Annotated in this window: 16 protein-coding genes; 13 read left to right on the forward strand and 3 right to left on the reverse strand. The window is 69.2% G+C overall.

Translation table 11 applies throughout. The features are described 5' to 3' along the window. Positions 1–38: 38 nt before the first annotated feature. The 3 genes from AB0D57_RS25080 to AB0D57_RS25090 form a co-directional block, all read right to left on the reverse strand. Entirely contained in the window at positions 39–1,262 is a 1,224-nt protein-coding gene (locus AB0D57_RS25080) for an SPFH domain-containing protein (protein ID WP_362077033.1), read from the reverse strand. Positions 1,263–1,273: 11 nt separating this feature from the next. Then, positions 1,274–1,525, reverse strand: a complete 252-nt coding sequence (locus tag AB0D57_RS25085; RefSeq protein ID WP_362077035.1) for a hypothetical protein — start codon at positions 1,523–1,525, stop codon at positions 1,274–1,276. A 67-nt stretch (positions 1,526–1,592) separates the two neighbouring features. Next, positions 1,593–2,474: a hypothetical protein gene (locus AB0D57_RS25090; RefSeq protein WP_362077038.1), complete on the reverse strand. Its 882-nt coding sequence runs from the start codon at positions 2,472–2,474 to the stop codon at positions 1,593–1,595. Positions 2,475–2,684: 210 nt separating this feature from the next. On the opposite strand from AB0D57_RS25090, the gene AB0D57_RS25095 reads away from it, so the two are divergent. The 13 genes from AB0D57_RS25095 to AB0D57_RS25155 all read left to right on the forward strand — a co-directional run bounded on the left by AB0D57_RS25095 (position 2,685) and on the right by AB0D57_RS25155 (position 15,711). Further along, positions 2,685–2,891 (forward strand): hypothetical protein, encoded by a 207-nt coding sequence (locus AB0D57_RS25095; protein ID WP_362077041.1) that lies wholly within the window; start codon positions 2,685–2,687, stop codon positions 2,889–2,891. A gap of 279 nt (positions 2,892–3,170) precedes the next feature. Continuing rightward, complete coding sequence (locus AB0D57_RS25100; protein WP_362077044.1) at positions 3,171–3,713, forward strand: hypothetical protein; 543 nt, start codon at positions 3,171–3,173, stop codon at positions 3,711–3,713. Between the two features lie 107 nt (positions 3,714–3,820). After that, a complete protein-coding gene (locus AB0D57_RS25105; protein ID WP_362077047.1) occupies positions 3,821–4,987 on the forward strand; it encodes an acyl-CoA dehydrogenase family protein in 1,167 nt (388 codons plus the stop codon). Positions 4,988–5,026: 39 nt separating this feature from the next. Beyond that, a complete protein-coding gene (locus tag AB0D57_RS25110) occupies positions 5,027–5,794 on the forward strand; it encodes an SDR family NAD(P)-dependent oxidoreductase (protein ID WP_362077050.1) in 768 nt (255 codons plus the stop codon). A gap of 89 nt (positions 5,795–5,883) precedes the next feature. Then, complete coding sequence (locus AB0D57_RS25115) at positions 5,884–6,642, forward strand: FCD domain-containing protein (protein WP_362077053.1); 759 nt, start codon at positions 5,884–5,886, stop codon at positions 6,640–6,642. A 120-nt stretch (positions 6,643–6,762) separates the two neighbouring features. Continuing rightward, the gene (locus AB0D57_RS25120; RefSeq protein ID WP_362077056.1) at positions 6,763–7,581 is read left to right on the forward strand and encodes an enoyl-CoA hydratase/isomerase family protein; all 819 of its coding nucleotides are present in this window, start codon (positions 6,763–6,765) and stop codon (positions 7,579–7,581) included. Between the two features lie 2 nt (positions 7,582–7,583). Then, on the forward strand, positions 7,584–8,612 hold the full coding sequence (locus AB0D57_RS25125) for an acyl-CoA dehydrogenase family protein (protein ID WP_362077059.1): 1,029 nt from the start codon (positions 7,584–7,586) through the stop codon (positions 8,610–8,612). Then, positions 8,612–9,754, forward strand: coding sequence for an acyl-CoA dehydrogenase family protein (locus tag AB0D57_RS25130; protein ID WP_362077062.1), 1,143 nt, complete (start codon positions 8,612–8,614; stop codon positions 9,752–9,754). Before AB0D57_RS25125 ends, AB0D57_RS25130 begins: the two co-directional genes overlap by 1 nt. A 77-nt stretch (positions 9,755–9,831) precedes the next feature. Further along, the gene (locus AB0D57_RS25135; protein WP_362077065.1) at positions 9,832–11,385 is read left to right on the forward strand and encodes a FadD3 family acyl-CoA ligase; all 1,554 of its coding nucleotides are present in this window, start codon (positions 9,832–9,834) and stop codon (positions 11,383–11,385) included. Beyond that, the gene (locus tag AB0D57_RS25140) at positions 11,375–12,568 is read left to right on the forward strand and encodes a CaiB/BaiF CoA-transferase family protein (RefSeq protein ID WP_362077068.1); all 1,194 of its coding nucleotides are present in this window, start codon (positions 11,375–11,377) and stop codon (positions 12,566–12,568) included. Before AB0D57_RS25135 ends, AB0D57_RS25140 begins: the two co-directional genes overlap by 11 nt. 61 nt (positions 12,569–12,629) lie before the next feature. Then, positions 12,630–13,775: a thiolase family protein gene (locus AB0D57_RS25145; RefSeq protein WP_362077071.1), complete on the forward strand. Its 1,146-nt coding sequence runs from the start codon at positions 12,630–12,632 to the stop codon at positions 13,773–13,775. Positions 13,776–13,786: 11 nt separating this feature from the next. Then, a complete protein-coding gene (locus tag AB0D57_RS25150) occupies positions 13,787–14,935 on the forward strand; it encodes an acyl-CoA dehydrogenase family protein (protein ID WP_362077074.1) in 1,149 nt (382 codons plus the stop codon). A gap of 5 nt (positions 14,936–14,940) precedes the next feature. Beyond that, complete coding sequence (locus AB0D57_RS25155; RefSeq protein WP_362077077.1) at positions 14,941–15,711, forward strand: SDR family oxidoreductase; 771 nt, start codon at positions 14,941–14,943, stop codon at positions 15,709–15,711. The last annotated feature ends 162 nt before the right edge of the window (positions 15,712–15,873 follow it).

A 15,873-nucleotide genomic window follows, 5' to 3' on the forward strand; every position in this document is an offset into this window, starting at 1 on the left:
ACCGCCGCTTCCCTCCGACCTGACCCGCCGGACAGACCCTAGTCCGCGTCGGACGAGCCGCCCTCCGTCCTGTCCTTCTCGGCCTCGGCCTCGGCCTCGGCCTCGGCGACCCTCTCCGGCTTGCGGCGGTAATCCTGGAGTTCCAGCAGTCCGTCCGCCTTCTCGGCGCGGCTGTCGGAGTTCTGGCCGTTCAGGTTCTGGCGGACCGAGTCCAGGATCGTCAGTCCCTGCGCGACCAGGCCGGCGGCGATCTCTCCGAGGCCGTCCGCGCCGTTCAGGACGTTGACGTTGGCGCCGGCGAGACCGCCCGCGGCCTCCTTCACGATCAGCGGGAGCTGGTCGATCAGCATCCGGTCGAGTGCGACGCGGTCGTACGAGGCGGCGGCCTCGGCCTGGATCTTCATCCGCTCCGCCTCGGCGATGGCGAGCACCTTGATCCGCTCGGCCTCCGCCTCGGCGGGCTTGACGATCTCGGCCACCAGCTGCTGCTGGCGCAACTGGGCCGCACGCTGGGCCAGTTCGGTCTGCGCGGCAAGTACCTCCTGCTGCGCGTGGGCCTGGGCCAGTGGCCCGGCCTGGGCGGCCTTCGCCTGCGCGCGGTCCACCTCGGCCGAGTACTCCGCCTTCACGATCGCGGTCTGCCGGGCGTATTCGGCCTGGTTGCGCGCCGCCACCTGCTCCGCCTCGACGGAGGCCTGAGTGGCCTGGGCCTGCGCGATCTGGGCCTGCCGCTGGATGGCCGCCTTGTGCGGTGCGGACATGGCGTCGATATAGCCGGTGTCGCCGTCGTCGATCGACTGGATCTGCAACGCGTCCACGGTCAGGCCGATCTTCGCCATCTCGGTCTTCGAGGTGTCCAGGACCTCCGCGGCGAGCTTCTGCCGTTCGGTGACGATCTCCTCGACGGTCATCGAGCCGATGATGGCGCGCAGATGGCCGGCGAAGATCCGGCCGGTCAGCACCGACATCTGGTCCTGGTCGGAGAGGAAACGCTGCCCCGCGTTGATGATGCTCTCGGTGTCGTTGCCGACCTTGAACGCGATGACGGCGCGGACATGCACCGAGATGCCCTGTCGGGTGACACAGGTCTCGGTGACCTCGGACTCGCACATCGACAGGGTGAGAAAGCGGGTCTTGCGGAAGATGGGGAGCACGAACTTGCCGTGCCCCGTCACCACGCGGAACGGCGCGCCCCCCAGTCCCCGCCGACCTCCGGAGATCAGCATCGCCTGGTCGGGCGCGGGCACGCGGTAACCGAACATCGTTCTCCTCCTCAGCCTGCGTCGGCGGGGTCGCCGCCCAACGCGTCCAGCGGATCGGCCCATCGGATGACGTCGACCTCACGGCGTCCGCGGGACTCGATCACGAGCACGGTGGCCCCCCTCGGCAGGGGCTCCGGCGACCAGGCGAGGAAGGTCTCGGATCCGCCTCTGACACGCACGAGGATCTCGCCTGGACCGGCGGATCCCCGTGTGCCGATGAGTAGTTCCCCCGTACAGCCGATCACGGCATCGTCCGCCACCACAGCCGGCCGCCCCCCATCGCTCGGGTGTACTTCCGACCTTAGACCCTGCCCCGGCGGACGCCTACGCTCAACTTCTGGTGAACCGGTAGGTCTTGCTGTCGGTCAGGACGCAGAAGCCGGGCGACACGACGATCACGCGCAGGGTTCCGGTGCGTCGGTCGTAGTCGATTCCCTCCGTCTCGAAGGTGCCCGAACACGAGCTGCGCAACGGGAGTTGCCGCAGAGCCGTGACATGACCGGACACGTCGGCGGTGCCGCCCGGCTCGGCCGACAGATCGATCTGCAACAGCGGCTTGGTGACGCCGAAGAGGGTGCCCGCCGGGTCGTCGGACGAGCACAGCAGCTGCGTCGCGGTCACGAAGTCACAGCCCTGTACGTCCCGTACGGCGTGGTCGAGGTTGATGGTGGAGGCCTGCGGGAGGTTCGCCGAGGGGGAGGTGCTGGGGTTCACGCCGGGGGTCGGGAACACCAGCAGCCGGTTCATCGTGCCCCACTCGCCGGACACCATCCACGCGCCGCTCGGTGAGACGGTCACGAAGGAGTTGTTCAGCGCCTCTCCCGAGCTCAGCGCGTGGACGTACTCCGACCAGCCGCCGCCCGGCGCCTGCACCCGGAACATCTTGGAGCCGTTCGAGTCGCTCTGGTACGGCTCGATGTAGTAGCCGTTGTACGAGGCGTCCGGGTCGCCTACATGGTTCCAGCCGCGGCTGCTGACGCTGAGGGGGATCGTGCCGATTCCGGTGTAGCGGTTGGCGCTTGCCGCCGGGACCTCGACCGAGGTCAGGCCCTGGCTCTCGGTCAGCGGATCGGCGCGGTCGGAGCCCACCTCGTTCCAGGTGTCGGCGGCCGCGGCGGGGGTGGTGGTGGAGACGGTCAGGACGGCGGCCGTGGCGAGCGTGACGAGACCGGCCAGGACGGCGTGACAACGTTGCCGGGCGGGCGTGCGCATGAGGTCTGCTCCTTGGTGGGGGGCGCGGGTTCGGCGCACAGTCTGGCCCGTGACGATGGTCATGTACAGACCAATGGATGGACGTCCGACGAACGGAACCCCTCGCGCCGAGGGAGCCACCCTGAGCTGCGGCTGTGCACGGGGCGCGTCGCGCGGGGTGTGCGGAATGCCCGTAGCGTGAGAACAGATCAGGTGGAACAGGGAGAGATCATGTCAACCAGCCAACCCGATTCGACCGCACCGTCCGACGACAGGACGACCCCCGACGCGCTGCTGCACACCGGCTCCGGCGGCGAGGTGACCGCCGAGGACCTGGTGCTCGCCACGGGTCGCGACATCACACCGAAGAGCCTGGCCTGGGCCGAGCGCAAGCTGGCCAAGGAGGGACCCGCGGCTATGGACAAGCTGCTTCCCTAGGACAGGTCCTGGCTCGACCGGCCCCGAAGCGGCGGAGCCGGTCGAGGATCCCGCGCGCCGGGGCGCCGGCTCAGCGGGCAGGGAGTTGGTGTGCCTTTTCCAGGTCGGGTCGGACTCCCGCGGGCAGCCGCCGCGGGGGCCGGCCCCCGTCCCGCAGGGCCGAGACCGAACAGGACACCGGGCCTCCACGACAACCTCGACTCGGCGGAGTTCCATGAATCCTCCGCCGATCCCGCGCCGCCTCGCTGCTCCCCATACGCTCCTGCGACACTGAACGACATGGAGCCCCGACACCTGAGAATCGGTCGCCGTCGCATATGGATGCTCAGCGGAGCCTGCTTCCTCGTGCTCGGCCCGATCGGCTACTTCGTGGGCGGCTGGATTCCTCTCGCGGCACTGACCGTCGCCCTCCTCGCGGCGACGTCGTTCTCGCACTGGAAGGCCACCTCGTGGCTCGCGCCCGCCGTCGCGACCGGACAGCGTGAGAGCCGCCGGGACGTGGCCACCTTCTGCGTGGTCATCGCGGTCAGCGGCTACGCCCAACCCCCCGCGCGGCCCGCGCCCTCCGCCCAGGACCTGGCGGCACTCCGTCTGGAGGCGTACCGGGCCGCGGCGGACGACGATCTGTCCGAGGACCTCCGGGGCCTGGCCGCCGACGCGCTCGCGGACGCCGACGCCGCGTACGCCGAGGACACCCCGGTGGCCTGGCGAGCGGCACGCGCGAGCGCGGAGCGCCTGGCGCACGCCGCACAGGAGGGCAATCCCTACGTACGGCAGCTGCTCATCCAGTGGGTCGACGGCAACCCGGCCGCCGACCACTAGGAACGATCCCCCAGACACCCCGGTCGTCGCCCGGCGGTCTTGGGGTATCCGTACGGTCTGACCTTTGGTATGTTTCGCAGATACAAAGCTGCGGAGGAGTCCCCATCGTGGACTTTGAGCTGACCGAAGATCAGGAAACCATCCGCAAGGCAGTCGTCGGACTCCTGCGCGACTTCGACGACCGGTACTGGATGGAAAAGGACCGGGAACATCGGTTTCCCGAGGAGTTCTACGCCGCCGTCGCGAACGGCGGATGGCTGGGGCTCACCATTCCGGAGGAGTACGGCGGTCATGGTCTCGGCATCACCGAGGCCACCCTGCTGCTCGAGGAAGTCGCGCGATCCGGCGGCGGGATGAATGCCGCCAGCTCGATCCATATGTCGATCTTCGGAATGCAGCCCGTGGTGGTGCACGGCTCAGCGGAGCTCAAACGACGCACCCTTCCCCGGGTCGCCACCGGCGATCTGCACGTCTGTTTCGGGGTGACCGAGCCGGAAGCCGGCCTGGACACCACGAGCATCACCACCTTCGCCCGCCGGGACGGCGACCACTACGTCGTCAGCGGTCGCAAGGTATGGATCTCCAAGGCCGTGGAGTCCGAGAAGATCTTGTTGCTGACCCGCACCACGAAGGTCGGCGAAGTCGCCAAGCGAACCGACGGAATGACGCTCTTCCTCACCGATCTGGACCGCGGCCGGATCGACGTCCGCCCCATCCCGAAGATGGGCCGCAACGCCGTGACCTCGAACGAGCTCTTCATCGACGAACTTCGCGTCCCGGTCGAGGACCGGGTGGGCGAGGAGGGGCAGGGATTCCGTTACCTCCTCGACGGCCTCAATCCGGAGCGCATGCTGATCGCCGCCGAGGCGCTCGGGCTCGGCCGGGTCTCCCTCGAGAAAGCCGTCGCCTACGGCAATGAGCGCGTGGTGTTCGGCAGGCCGATCGGTATGAACCAGGCCATACAGTTTCCGCTCGCGGACTCGCTGGCCCGGCTGGACGCGGCCGAGTTGATCCTGCGCAAGGCGACCTGGCTCTACGACAACGGCCGGCCCTGCGGACGGGAGGCGAACACGGCCAAATACCTCTGCGCGGACGCCGGATTCACCGCCGCCGACCGGGCGTTGCAGACCCACGGCGGTATGGGCTACTCCGAGGAGTACAACGTGGCCCGGTATTTCCGCGAGGCCCGCCTCATGAAAATCGCGCCGATCAGTCAGGAAATGGTCCTGAACTATCTGGGCTCCCACACGCTGGGAATGCCGAGGAGCTATTGATGAGGAGCTATTGATGCTGTCGATGCCGAGGAGCTGTTGATGGCCGACAACACCGGGCTGTTCGATCTCACGGGACGGTCGGCGCTGGTCACCGGAGCCGCGGGCGGCATCGGCTCCGCCGTCGCCGAGGCGCTCGCGCGCGCCGGAGCGGCGGTGCTGGTGACCGACATCGACGGGCCGGCGGCCGCGGCGGTCGCCGAGAAGATCTCCGCCACGGGCGAGACGGCGGACAGCGCCGTGCTGGATGTACGGGACCGGGCGGCCGCCGATGCCGCGGCGGCCCGAGCGGCCGCGCTGACCGGCGGAAAGCTGCACATCCTTGTCAACAACGCCGGGGTGATCGCGCCGGACATGTTCGAGAACCTCCAGGAGGAGGCGTTCCGGCGGATCGTCGACATCCACCTGATGGGGGCCTATCACTGCGCGCAGGCCGCACTGCCGTTCCTGGCCACCGACGGCACGGGACGGATCATCAATGTCACCTCGTCGGCCGGCATCATCGGCACTCTCGGCCAGGTGAACTACTCCGCGGCCAAGGCGGGCATCATCGGCCTCACGAAGTCCCTGGCGCGTGAACTGGCGCGCAAGCAGATCAAGGTCAACGCGTTGGCGCCGCTGGCCGCGACACCGATGACGGAGACGATCCGCACCCACAAGAAGTTCTCGGACGCGATGCTCGCGCGCATTCCGCTGGGACGGTGGGCCGCCCCCGAGGAGGTCGCCGGAAGCTTCGTCTTCCTCGCCTCGGACGCCGCGTCCTTCGTCACCGGCCAGGTGCTGCCCGTGGACGGCGGCATGGTCATGTGACCCACGGCGGGGACACGCGAGGCAGCCATCGGCGCCTACTATGCTGAATGGTTCAACCAAAGCAGTGACATCGCTCCAGGAGTGCGCACATGCCCGGCAGGTCCCACCCGCGCTTCGACGCCCTGACCGTTCCGAAGGCATCGGACGTCCTGGCGTCCGAGGTACGTGAGCGCATCCTCTCCGGCGAGTTCACCGAGGGCATGGCGCTGCCGCCGGAGCGTCAACTGGTCGAGCAGACGGGGCTGAGCCGCGCGACGGTGCGGGAAGCCCTGCGGATTCTCGAGGTCGAGAAGCTGCTGCGGATCAGGCCGGGACGCGGGGGCGGGGCCTTCGTGCACCGGCCCAACCGTGAATCACTCGCCAGCACGGTGCAGTTGGTCATCCGGGGGCAGCGGATCCGGCTGGAGGCACTGCACGAGACACGCGAGGCCATCGAGCCGACCTGCGCCGCGCTGGCGGCGGCGCGGCGCTCCGATCGCGACCTCGCCGAGCTGGACGCCGCACAGCGGGATCTCGTCGAGGCCGGTGACGACATCCCGCGGTTTCTGCGGGCGAACATCCAATGGCACAGCGCGGTGGCGAGGGCCAGCGACAACGAGCTCCTCATCGGGTTCATGAGCGCGCTCTCGCAGTCGATCTACGCCGCCACCGATCTCGAACAGTTCATGGACGCGGACATCCGCCGGATCACGGCCCGAGCGCACGCGAAGATCACCGAGGCCATCCGCGAGCAGGACGGCCCGGCGGCGATGCGGCGCATGGCACGCCATGTGTGCGGATTCGCCGACGCGGCGGCGCAGGTCGACCGGCGGGACCAGGTGGAACTGTCCGGGCCGGGGGACGACTGAGTCCGCAGAGTCCCCAGCGCCCGCACGGCCCGGAGCGCGCAGGCTCATTGACGCCACTTCGGTCTGACCTTTAATATCATCCGAGGTTCGGGCGACCGAGTCACTGGAGATGGGGTCCCCATGGGCGAGGTCAGCTCCGTCATCACCGTCGAAGCCGACGGCGACGTCCGCATCGTCACGCTGAACAGGCCCGAGCGGCTGAACGGTGTGTCCGAGGAACTCCACCGCCGGCTGGCCGAGGTATGGCGCGAGCTCGCACGGGATCCCGGCGCACGGGCCGTCGTCCTCACCGGCGCGGGCCGCGCGTTCAGCGCCGGCGGCGACTTCGATCACCTGCGACGCCATCACAGCGATCCGGAGCTCCGCGAGCGGTCGATCCGGCTCGACCGCACCATCCAGACGGACATGATCCGATTCCCGCTGCCCGTCATCGCGGCGGTCAACGGCCCCGCGGTGGGGCTGGGTTGCAGCCTGGCCCTGGGCTGCGATCTGGTGCTGATGGCCGAGGACGCGTACCTGGCGGATCCGCATGTCTCGGTCGGCCTGGTCGCGGGCGATGGCGGTGTGACCCTCTGGCCGCTGCTCACCAGCCTGCTCCGGGTGAAGGAGTACCTCTTCACCGGAGACCGGATTCCCGCCGCCACGGCGGTCGAACTGGGCCTGGCGAATCGCACCGTTCCTCCCTCGGACCTGCAAAAGGAGGCCCTCGCGTTGGCCCATCGGCTGGCGGCGCAGCCCGCGGAGGCCCTGCGTGCCACGAAGGCGGCCCTCGCCGTGGTGGTGGAGCAGATGTCGCGGGGCGGCATGGAGGCGGCGCTGATGGCCGAGCGAGCGACCATGACCAGCCCGGATCACATCCGCATCGTCGAACAGTTGGCGTCCCGCGCAGCGCGACGCTCGACCGGGGCTGAGGCTGAGGCTGAGGCTGAGGAGGACTGACGGTGGAGGCCGAGGAGTTCGTGCTCGTGCGCGACATGTTCCGCTCGTTCGCCACCCGGTTCCGCATGGGCTCGGCGGACGAAGTGAAGCCGTCCGCGCGCACCGCCGCACAGGGGGCGCTCGGGGAACTGGGCCTCGCCGAACTGCGGCGCTCCTCGCCCCCGGCCGCCACCGTCCAGGAGTGCGCGCTGCTCGCCGAGGAGCACGGCAGACAGCCGCTCACCACCTCCTTGGTCGGCACCGTGCTCCTCGCCCCCGAGCTGCTCCGACTCCTCGACGACCGCAAGCCGTCGGGCGGTGGCGGGACGCCGACGATCGCGCTCGCCCGCGATCTGCGCCTCCCCGGTTCCTGCCGCCCGTCCGAACTCCTCGCCTGGGACTGCGAGGGCGCGGACAGCGCGCTCTGCGTCACCCCCGACGGGACGGTGACCAGCGTCGCACTCGGCTCGGCCGCACCGGGGATCGATCTGCTGCGCAGCATCCGGTCGGTGTCGTCCGACTCCGGGGCGAAGGTCGTCGGCCAACTGGATCCCGTGCAATTCCTGCACTGGCAGGCCTACACGCTCGTCATCGTGAGCAGTGAACTCGTCGGCGCGGCCGACTCGTTCGTCCGGCAGAGCGTCGAGTACGCCCGTGAGCGTCGGCAGTACGGGCGGGAGATCGGCTCGTTCCAGGCGGTCCAGCATCTGCTCGCGGACGCGACGGTCCTGGTGGCGGCCTGCACCAGTGCCACCAGGTACGCCGCATGGTGTCTGGACAACGAGTCACCCACGCGGGCCCTGACGGCCGCGCGCGTCGCGAAGGCAGAAGTGAACATGTCCGCCCTCGACGCCGTCCACACCGGCATGCAGGTCTTCGGCGGCGTCGCCCAGACCTGGGAGCACATCGCGCATCTCTACCTCCGCAAGGTCCGTCTGGGCGCCATCACGCTGGCGACGACGACCGACCTGCTGACGGCGCTGGCCGAACCGGAGAGCGACGCGATGGCCCAGCCGGAGGCGGATTCGACGACCGAAAGGGAGCGGACCTGATGACCGACACCCCCCTGGACTTCGGCGACCCGGCCGACCTCGACCAGCTCCGCCACCAGTTCCGTGCCTGGCTGTCCGCGCACCCGCTCCCCCAACGCCTCCCGGACGAGCCGGTTCCGGTCTTCCTCCACCGATGGCACCGTCAGCTGTACTCCGGCGGCTGGGTCGGCCTGGATGTCCCCGTCCGGTACGGCGGACGGGGCCTGAGCGCGCTGCACCAGGTGGCGATCAGCGACGAACTCGGGGCCTGCCACGCCCCCGGAGTCCCCCGGATCGGCTATCTCGCGCACGCCCTTCTCGAGTTCGGCTCCGAGGAGCAGCGCCTGCGCCTGCTGCCGCGCATGCTCGCCGGTGACGACGTCTGGTGTCAGGGCTTCAGCGAGCCGGGAGCCGGCTCGGACCTGGCCGGGATGAGCACGATCGCGACCCGGCACGGGGACCACTACACCGTACGGGGCCAGAAACTCTGGACCAGCTACGCGCAGTACTCCGGTCTGTGCCTGCTGCTGGCCCGGACCGACCGCTCGGCGCCCGCGCACCGGTCGATCTCGGCCTTCGCCCTTCCGTTGGACCGCGCGGGCGTGACGGTACGGCCCTTGCGGGCGGCGAGCGGCGACGACGAGTTCTGCGAGTTGTTCCTCGACGATGTCCGCGTCGCACAGGCCGAACGCATCGGCGCGGAGGGCGACGGCTGGCCGCTCGCCATGACGACGGTGTCGTACGAGCGCAACGCCCTCGACACCGGCCACATCTCCAAGTACGGACTGCTGGTCGAGCGGCTGCGACGCACGGCCCGGGAACGTCGGGGCGACCTCCCGGACGGGCTGCTGTCCGAGATCGGGCGGTGCTTCGTGGACTACGAAGTCCTCGTGGCGCACGCCCGGCGCCGTACCGCCGAGCGGCTGAGCGGGCAGGTCGCCGGGCCGGAGTCGTCCATCGACAAACTCCTGATGACCACAACCGAACAGCGGCTCTACGAGACCGCTCTGAAGGTGTTCCCCGCGGAACAACTCCGTGGGGAGGACGGCGAGCTCTTCGGGGAGTACCTCTACTCCAGAGCCGCGTCCGTGTACGGCGGAACATCGCAGATCCAACGCAACATCATCGCGAAACGGGTTCTGGGTCTGCCTTCCGGCAACTGACCCCGGACCAGCGGGATTTCATGTCCGATGGGAGCTCACCCGTGCGATACGACCTCGAATACCTGAGCATTCCCCACGTGATCAGAGTTGCCGCCGAGCAATTCGGCGACGCGCCGGCTCTTGTCGACGGGACCCGCCGGTGGAGTTTCCGTGAGCTGGAGCGGCAGATGGTCAAGGCCGTCAAGGCCACGGTCGTGTTGGGGATCGAGCCGGGGGATCGTGTGGGGCTGTGCGCTCCGAACTCGGCCGAGTGGATCGTCGCGGCGTTGGGCATCCAGGGTGCAGGTGGCGTCGTGGTTCCGCTCAACACGAGATTCAAGGCCCGGGAGATCTCGTACATTCTGCGAAAGTCCGGGGCAAAGGCCGTGTTCGCCTCGCCCTTTCTCGGAAACGACTACATCGCGGAACTGCGGAATGCCGATCCCGGGACGCCCGCCTTGACGAGGACGGTGTCGATTCTGGGCCCGCAGGGTGCGGCGGACCTCGCGTGGGACGCGTTCCTTCGTGCGGGAGAGGCCGATTCCTCGTCCATGGCCCATGACTTGATCGACCGGCTGACTCCGGACGACATATCCGATGTGATGTTCACGTCCGGCACGACGGGCCACCCCAAGGGCGTCATCCTGACCCACGGGCAGTCCCTGCGGGCCTATGGCTGGATGTCCGAGGCGTACACCTTCACGCATTCCGACAGCTTTCTGATCATCCCACCCTTCTTTCACTGCTTCGGATACAAGGCGGGGTGGCTCGCCTCCCTGATGCATGGCGTGACGGTCATCCCCATGCGGACGTTCGACGCCGGGCGGGCGCTCGACATCATCAGCAGGGAACGGGTCAGCATTCTGCTGGGGCCTCCCACCATCTTCCAGGACTTGATCAACCACCCGGACCGCGCCGCATTCGATCTTTCCTCGCTGCGGGTTTCCATGACGGGCGGTACGACCATTCCGGAGTCGTTGATCCGCGCCATGAAGACGGAATTGTCCTTCGACATCGTCATGAGCGCTTACGGGCTGACCGAGTCGACGGCGCTGGTGACGACGACCCGGATCGGGGATTCCGAGGAAACCGTCGCACGCACCACCGGGCGAACAATTCCAGACGTCGAGATCAGAATGGTCGACGACCGGGGCCGGGACGTTCCCACCGCACAGGACGGCGAGATCCTGGTCCGCGGCTACAACGTGACACGCGGTTACTGGGACGATCCGGAGGCCACCGCCAGGACCATCGACGCCGAAGGCTGGTTGCACACCGGTGATGTGGGGCGCCTCGACGCGGCGGGAAACCTCTCCATCGTCGACCGCAAGAAGGATCTGTACATCGTCGGGGGTTTCAATGCCTATCCCGCCGAGATCGAGAAGCTGCTGCTCGGGAACGAGGCCATCGAACAGGCCGCCGTCATCGGAGTTCCCGATGAACGGCTCGGCGAGGTCGGCTGCGCCTTTCTCGTGGTGAAACCCGGTCACCGGGTCACCGAGGCCGAGGTCATCGAGTGGGCCCGCGCCAATATGGCCAACTTCAAGGTTCCGCGCCACGTCCGATTCATGGACCACCTGCCGCGAAACGCCGGCCAAAAGGTACTCAAGGACGGGCTCCGTCGCGATTGGAGCAAGCTCAGTGGGAAGTGATCGGACACCGCCGCCCGGAACCGGGCCGCTCGCCGGAATCACCGTGGTGACCCTGGAGCAGGCGGTCTCGGCCCCCATGTGCACCCGCACGCTCGGCGACTTCGGCGCGCGAGTGATCAAGGTGGAGAACCCGCGGGGCGGTGACTTCGCCCGGCACTACGACGACGTGGTGGGCGGTCTGGCGGCGCACTTCGTCTGGCTCAACCGGGGCAAGGAGTCGGTGGCGCTGGACCTCAAGTCCACTGCCGGGATGGCGGTGTTGCGCCGGCTGCTCGACCGCGCCGATGTGCTGGTCTCCAACCTCGCGCCCGGGGCGACCTCGAAGCTCGGCATCGCGCCGACCGACCTGGCGGTGAGCCATCCCGACCTCATCGCGGTGGAGATCGACGGGTACGGGCCGGGAGGGCCGCTCTCCCACAAGCGTGCCTACGATCTGCTCGTCCAGGCGGAGTCGGGGGCGTGTGCGACAACGGGCCGCCCCGGTGCGCCCGCCAAGGCGGGTCCGCCGATGGCCGACGTGAGCACCGGCCTGTACGCCGCGTTGTCGATCATGGCGCTGCTCTGCGGCAAGGAGCGCGGCCGGGTTCAGGGGCCCACCTCCGCCGCGGTCAGCCTGTTCGACACCATGACGGAGCTGATGGGCTATTCGCTGACCTACACCCAGCACACCGGCGTCGATCAGGAGCCGAAGGGCATGGGCTCGCCGGCGGTCGCGCCGTACGGGGCCTACCCGACGGCCGACGGTCACACCGTCGTCCTCGGCACCACCAACGACGGGGAGTGGCAGCGACTCGCGCGTGAGCTGCTCGGCCGCCCCGATCTGGCCGACGACCAGCGCTTTGGGAGCAACTCCGGTCGGGTCGCGCACAGTGGCGTCCTCGACGCGGAGATCGGTGCCTGGTGCGGGCGGCACGAACTGGCGTACATCCAAAGCAGTGCGGATGCCGCGGGGATCGGCAACTCCCGCTACAACACCCCCGGCGATGTCGTCGCGCACCCGCATCTGACGGCCCGTGACCGCTGGCGCGAGATCGACACGCCCGGCGGCTCGGTACGGGCGCTGTTGCCGCCTCCGGTGATCTCCGGCTATGAGCAGCCGATGGGGGCCGTTCCCGCGCTCGGTGAACACACGCCGGCCGTCCTCGCGGAGCTGGGGATCGACAACGAGGGGGAGGCGCTGTGAGCGAGGAGCCCGTACTGCTCTCGGGCGACGTGGGCGGCATACGGACGCTGACGAGGTCGACATGCGTGAAGCGGTGATCGTGGAGGCGGTCCGCACCGCCGTGGGCAAGCGGAACGGCGGACTGTCCGGCATGCACGCGGCCGACCTCTCCGCGGTCGTCCTCGGTGCGCTCGTCGAGCGGGCGGGGGTCGATCCGCACGTCGTCGACGACGTGATCTGGGGCTGTGTGTCGCAGGTCGGGGACCAGTCGAGCAACATCGGGCGCTATTCGGTGCTCGCCGCGGGCTGGCCCGAGAGCATCCCGGGGACCACGGTCAACCGGGCCTGCGGATCGAGTCAGCAGGCGCTGGACTTCGCCGCGCAGGCGGTCATGTCCGGCCAGCAGGAGGTCGTGGTGGCGGGCGGTGTCGAGGTGATGAGCCGGGTTCCGCTCGGGTCCGCGCGGTCCACCGGAATGCCGTACGGGCCTCAAGTGCTCGCCCGTTACCAGGGCTTCTTCTTCAACCAGGGCATCTCCGCCGAGAAGATCGCCCAGAAGTGGGGATTCACCCGTGCGCGGCTCGACGCGTTCTCCGCGCTGTCCCACGAGCGGGCCGCCGCCGCGCAGGACGCGGGCGCCTTCGACGCCCAGATCACCGCCGTGTCCACGGCCGACGCGACCGTGACCGTCGACGAGGGCATCCGGCGCGCGACCAGCGTCGAAAGCCTCGCCGAGCTCAAGCCCGCCTTCACCGACGACGGTGTGATCCACGCGGGCAATGCCTCGCAGATCTCCGACGGGGCGGCGGCGCTGCTGGTGACGACGCCCGAGAAGGCGCGCGAGCTGGGGCTGACGCCCATCGTGCACTACCGCTCGGGCGTGGTCACCGGCGCCGATCCGGTGCTCATGCTCACCGGACCGATCCCGGCGACCGAGCGGGTGCTGCGAAAGGCGGGCGTGGGTCTGTCGGAGGTCGGTGTCTTCGAAGTGAACGAGGCCTTCGCGCCGGTGCCCCTGGCCTGGCTCGCCGAGACGGGCGCCGAGACGGCGCTGCTCAATCCGCTGGGCGGCGCCATCGCGCTCGGCCATCCGCTCGGGGCGTCGGGCGCGGTGCTGATGACCCGGATGGTCCACCACATGCAAGAGCACGGGATTCGCTACGGCCTGCAGACCATGTGCGAGGGCGGCGGCACCGCGAATGCCACCCTCGTCGAACTCATGCCCTGACGGAGGCAGTTGTGCGCCGTGAGCTCTTCACCCCTGACCACGAGGCCTTCCGGCGGCTCGTACGGGACTTCGTGGCGAACGAGGTGGTACCGCACTACGCCGCGTGGGAGGAGGCCGGGCGGCTGCCCCGCGAGCTCTTCGAACAGCTCGGCTCCCTGGGGCTGTTGGGCATGGCCGTCCCCGAGGAGTACGGCGGCGCGGGTCTCGACGACTACCGCTACAACGTCGTGCTGCAGGAGGAGGCAGCACGCGCGCTGGTCACCCTGGGCACCGTACGCACCCAACTCGATGTCGTCCTCCCGTACTTCCTCGCCTACGCCGGCCAGGAGCAGCGCGGGCGCTGGTTCCCCGGGCTCGCGGCCGGAAAGCTGCTGACCGCGATCGCCATGACCGAACCGGGCACCGGTTCCGATCTCGCGGGGATCCGCACCACCGCCGTACGCGACGGAGAGGAGTACGTCCTCAACGGGGCCAAGACGTTCATCACCGGCGGGCTCCTCGCCGACCTGGTGATCGTGGTGGCGCGTACGTCGACCGATCCCGACGACCGGCGGGCGGGCCTCACTCTGCTGGTCGTCGAGGACCATATGCCCGGGTTCGCCCGCGGGCGGGTGCTGAACAAGATGGGCATCAAGGTGCAGGACACCGTCGAGCTGTCCTTCGACGACGTCCGGGTGCCGGTCGCCAACCGGCTCGGCGAGGAGGGCGCGGCCTTCGGCTACCTCAGCCACAACCTTCCCCAGGAGCGGATGACGGTCGCGGTCGGCTCGGTCGCCCAGGCGAGGGCGGCACTGGACACGACGCTCGCCTACGTCAAGGAGCGGCAGGTGTTCGGGACGCCGGTCGCCTCCTTCCAGAACACGAAGTTCGAACTCGCCGCGGTGGCCGCCGAGATCGAGGCCGCGCAGACGATGCTCGACCGGGCGGTGCGCGAACTCGTCGACGGCGAGCTGTCCGGCGCCGACGCGGCGAAGGTCAAGCTGTTCTGCACGGAGATGCAGGCGCGGGCCGTGGATCGGTGTCTGCAACTGTTCGGCGGGTACGGCTACATCCTGGAGTACCCCATCGCCCGGCTGTACGCGGATGCGCGCATCACCCGCATCTACGCCGGCACCAGTGAGGTCATGAAGGTCATCATCGCCAAATCCCTGGGACTGTGAACGCCATGGCTGATTTCTCCGGCAGGACCGGTGTCGCCTTCGTCGCGGGCGGCACGGGAGGCATCGGCGCGGCCGTCGTGCGGACGCTGGCCGAGCGCGGCAGCGACGTGGTGTTCACGTACCGCGCCAGCCAGGCCGGGGCCGACGCGCTCGCCGCCGAGGTGAAGGAACTCGGCCGTCAAGTCCTCGCGCTACGGCTCGACCTGAGCGACGAGGCCGCCACGGCCCGGGCCGTCACCGAGGCATCCGACACGTTCGGCGGCCTGCACACGCTCGTGTACGCGGCGGGCCCGCACGTGCCGATGACGCATCTGAGCAAGGTGACGCCGAGCCAGTACCGTGCCCAACTCGACGCGGACGCGGTGGCGTTCTTCAACCTGGTCCACCCCGCGCTGCCGCGCCTGCGGGAGAGCCGGGGCAACATCGTCGCCGTCACCACCGTGGCCACCCGCAGGTTCCCGGTGCGCGACGGGCTGTCGTCGGGCACGAAGGGGGCGGTCGAGGCGGTCGCCCGTGCCCTCGCCGCCGAGGAGGGGCGCTACGGCGTCCGGGTGAACTGCGTCGGCCCGGGCATGCTCACCGACGGCATCGCCGCCCGTCTGATCAGCTCCGGTGAACTCGACGAGGCGGCCTTGGAGATCACCCGGCGCAACATTCCGCTACGGCGCTTCGGCACGGCGACGGACATCGCGGAAGCGGTCGCGTTCCTGGCCTCGGACCGGGCCGGTTTCATCACCGGGCAGGCGTTGGGCGTGGACGGCGGGTACAGCGTCTAAGGGCTTGCGGGGAATCAAAGTGTTGCTTCCCGTCCTGAAGCTCGTTGGTGTGGTATGCGCATCCCGGATGAGACTCGTGACCAACTCGCCGTGAAGTTCGCGGTGTTGCTCCCACATCTGGACGAGCGCCAGCGGCGGCTGTTGATGGCTGCGGAGGCCCGG

Origin of the sequence: Streptomyces sp. NPDC048275 (assembly GCF_040652275.1) — a bacterium.
Classification (GTDB): Bacteria; Actinomycetota; Actinomycetes; order Streptomycetales; family Streptomycetaceae; genus Streptomyces.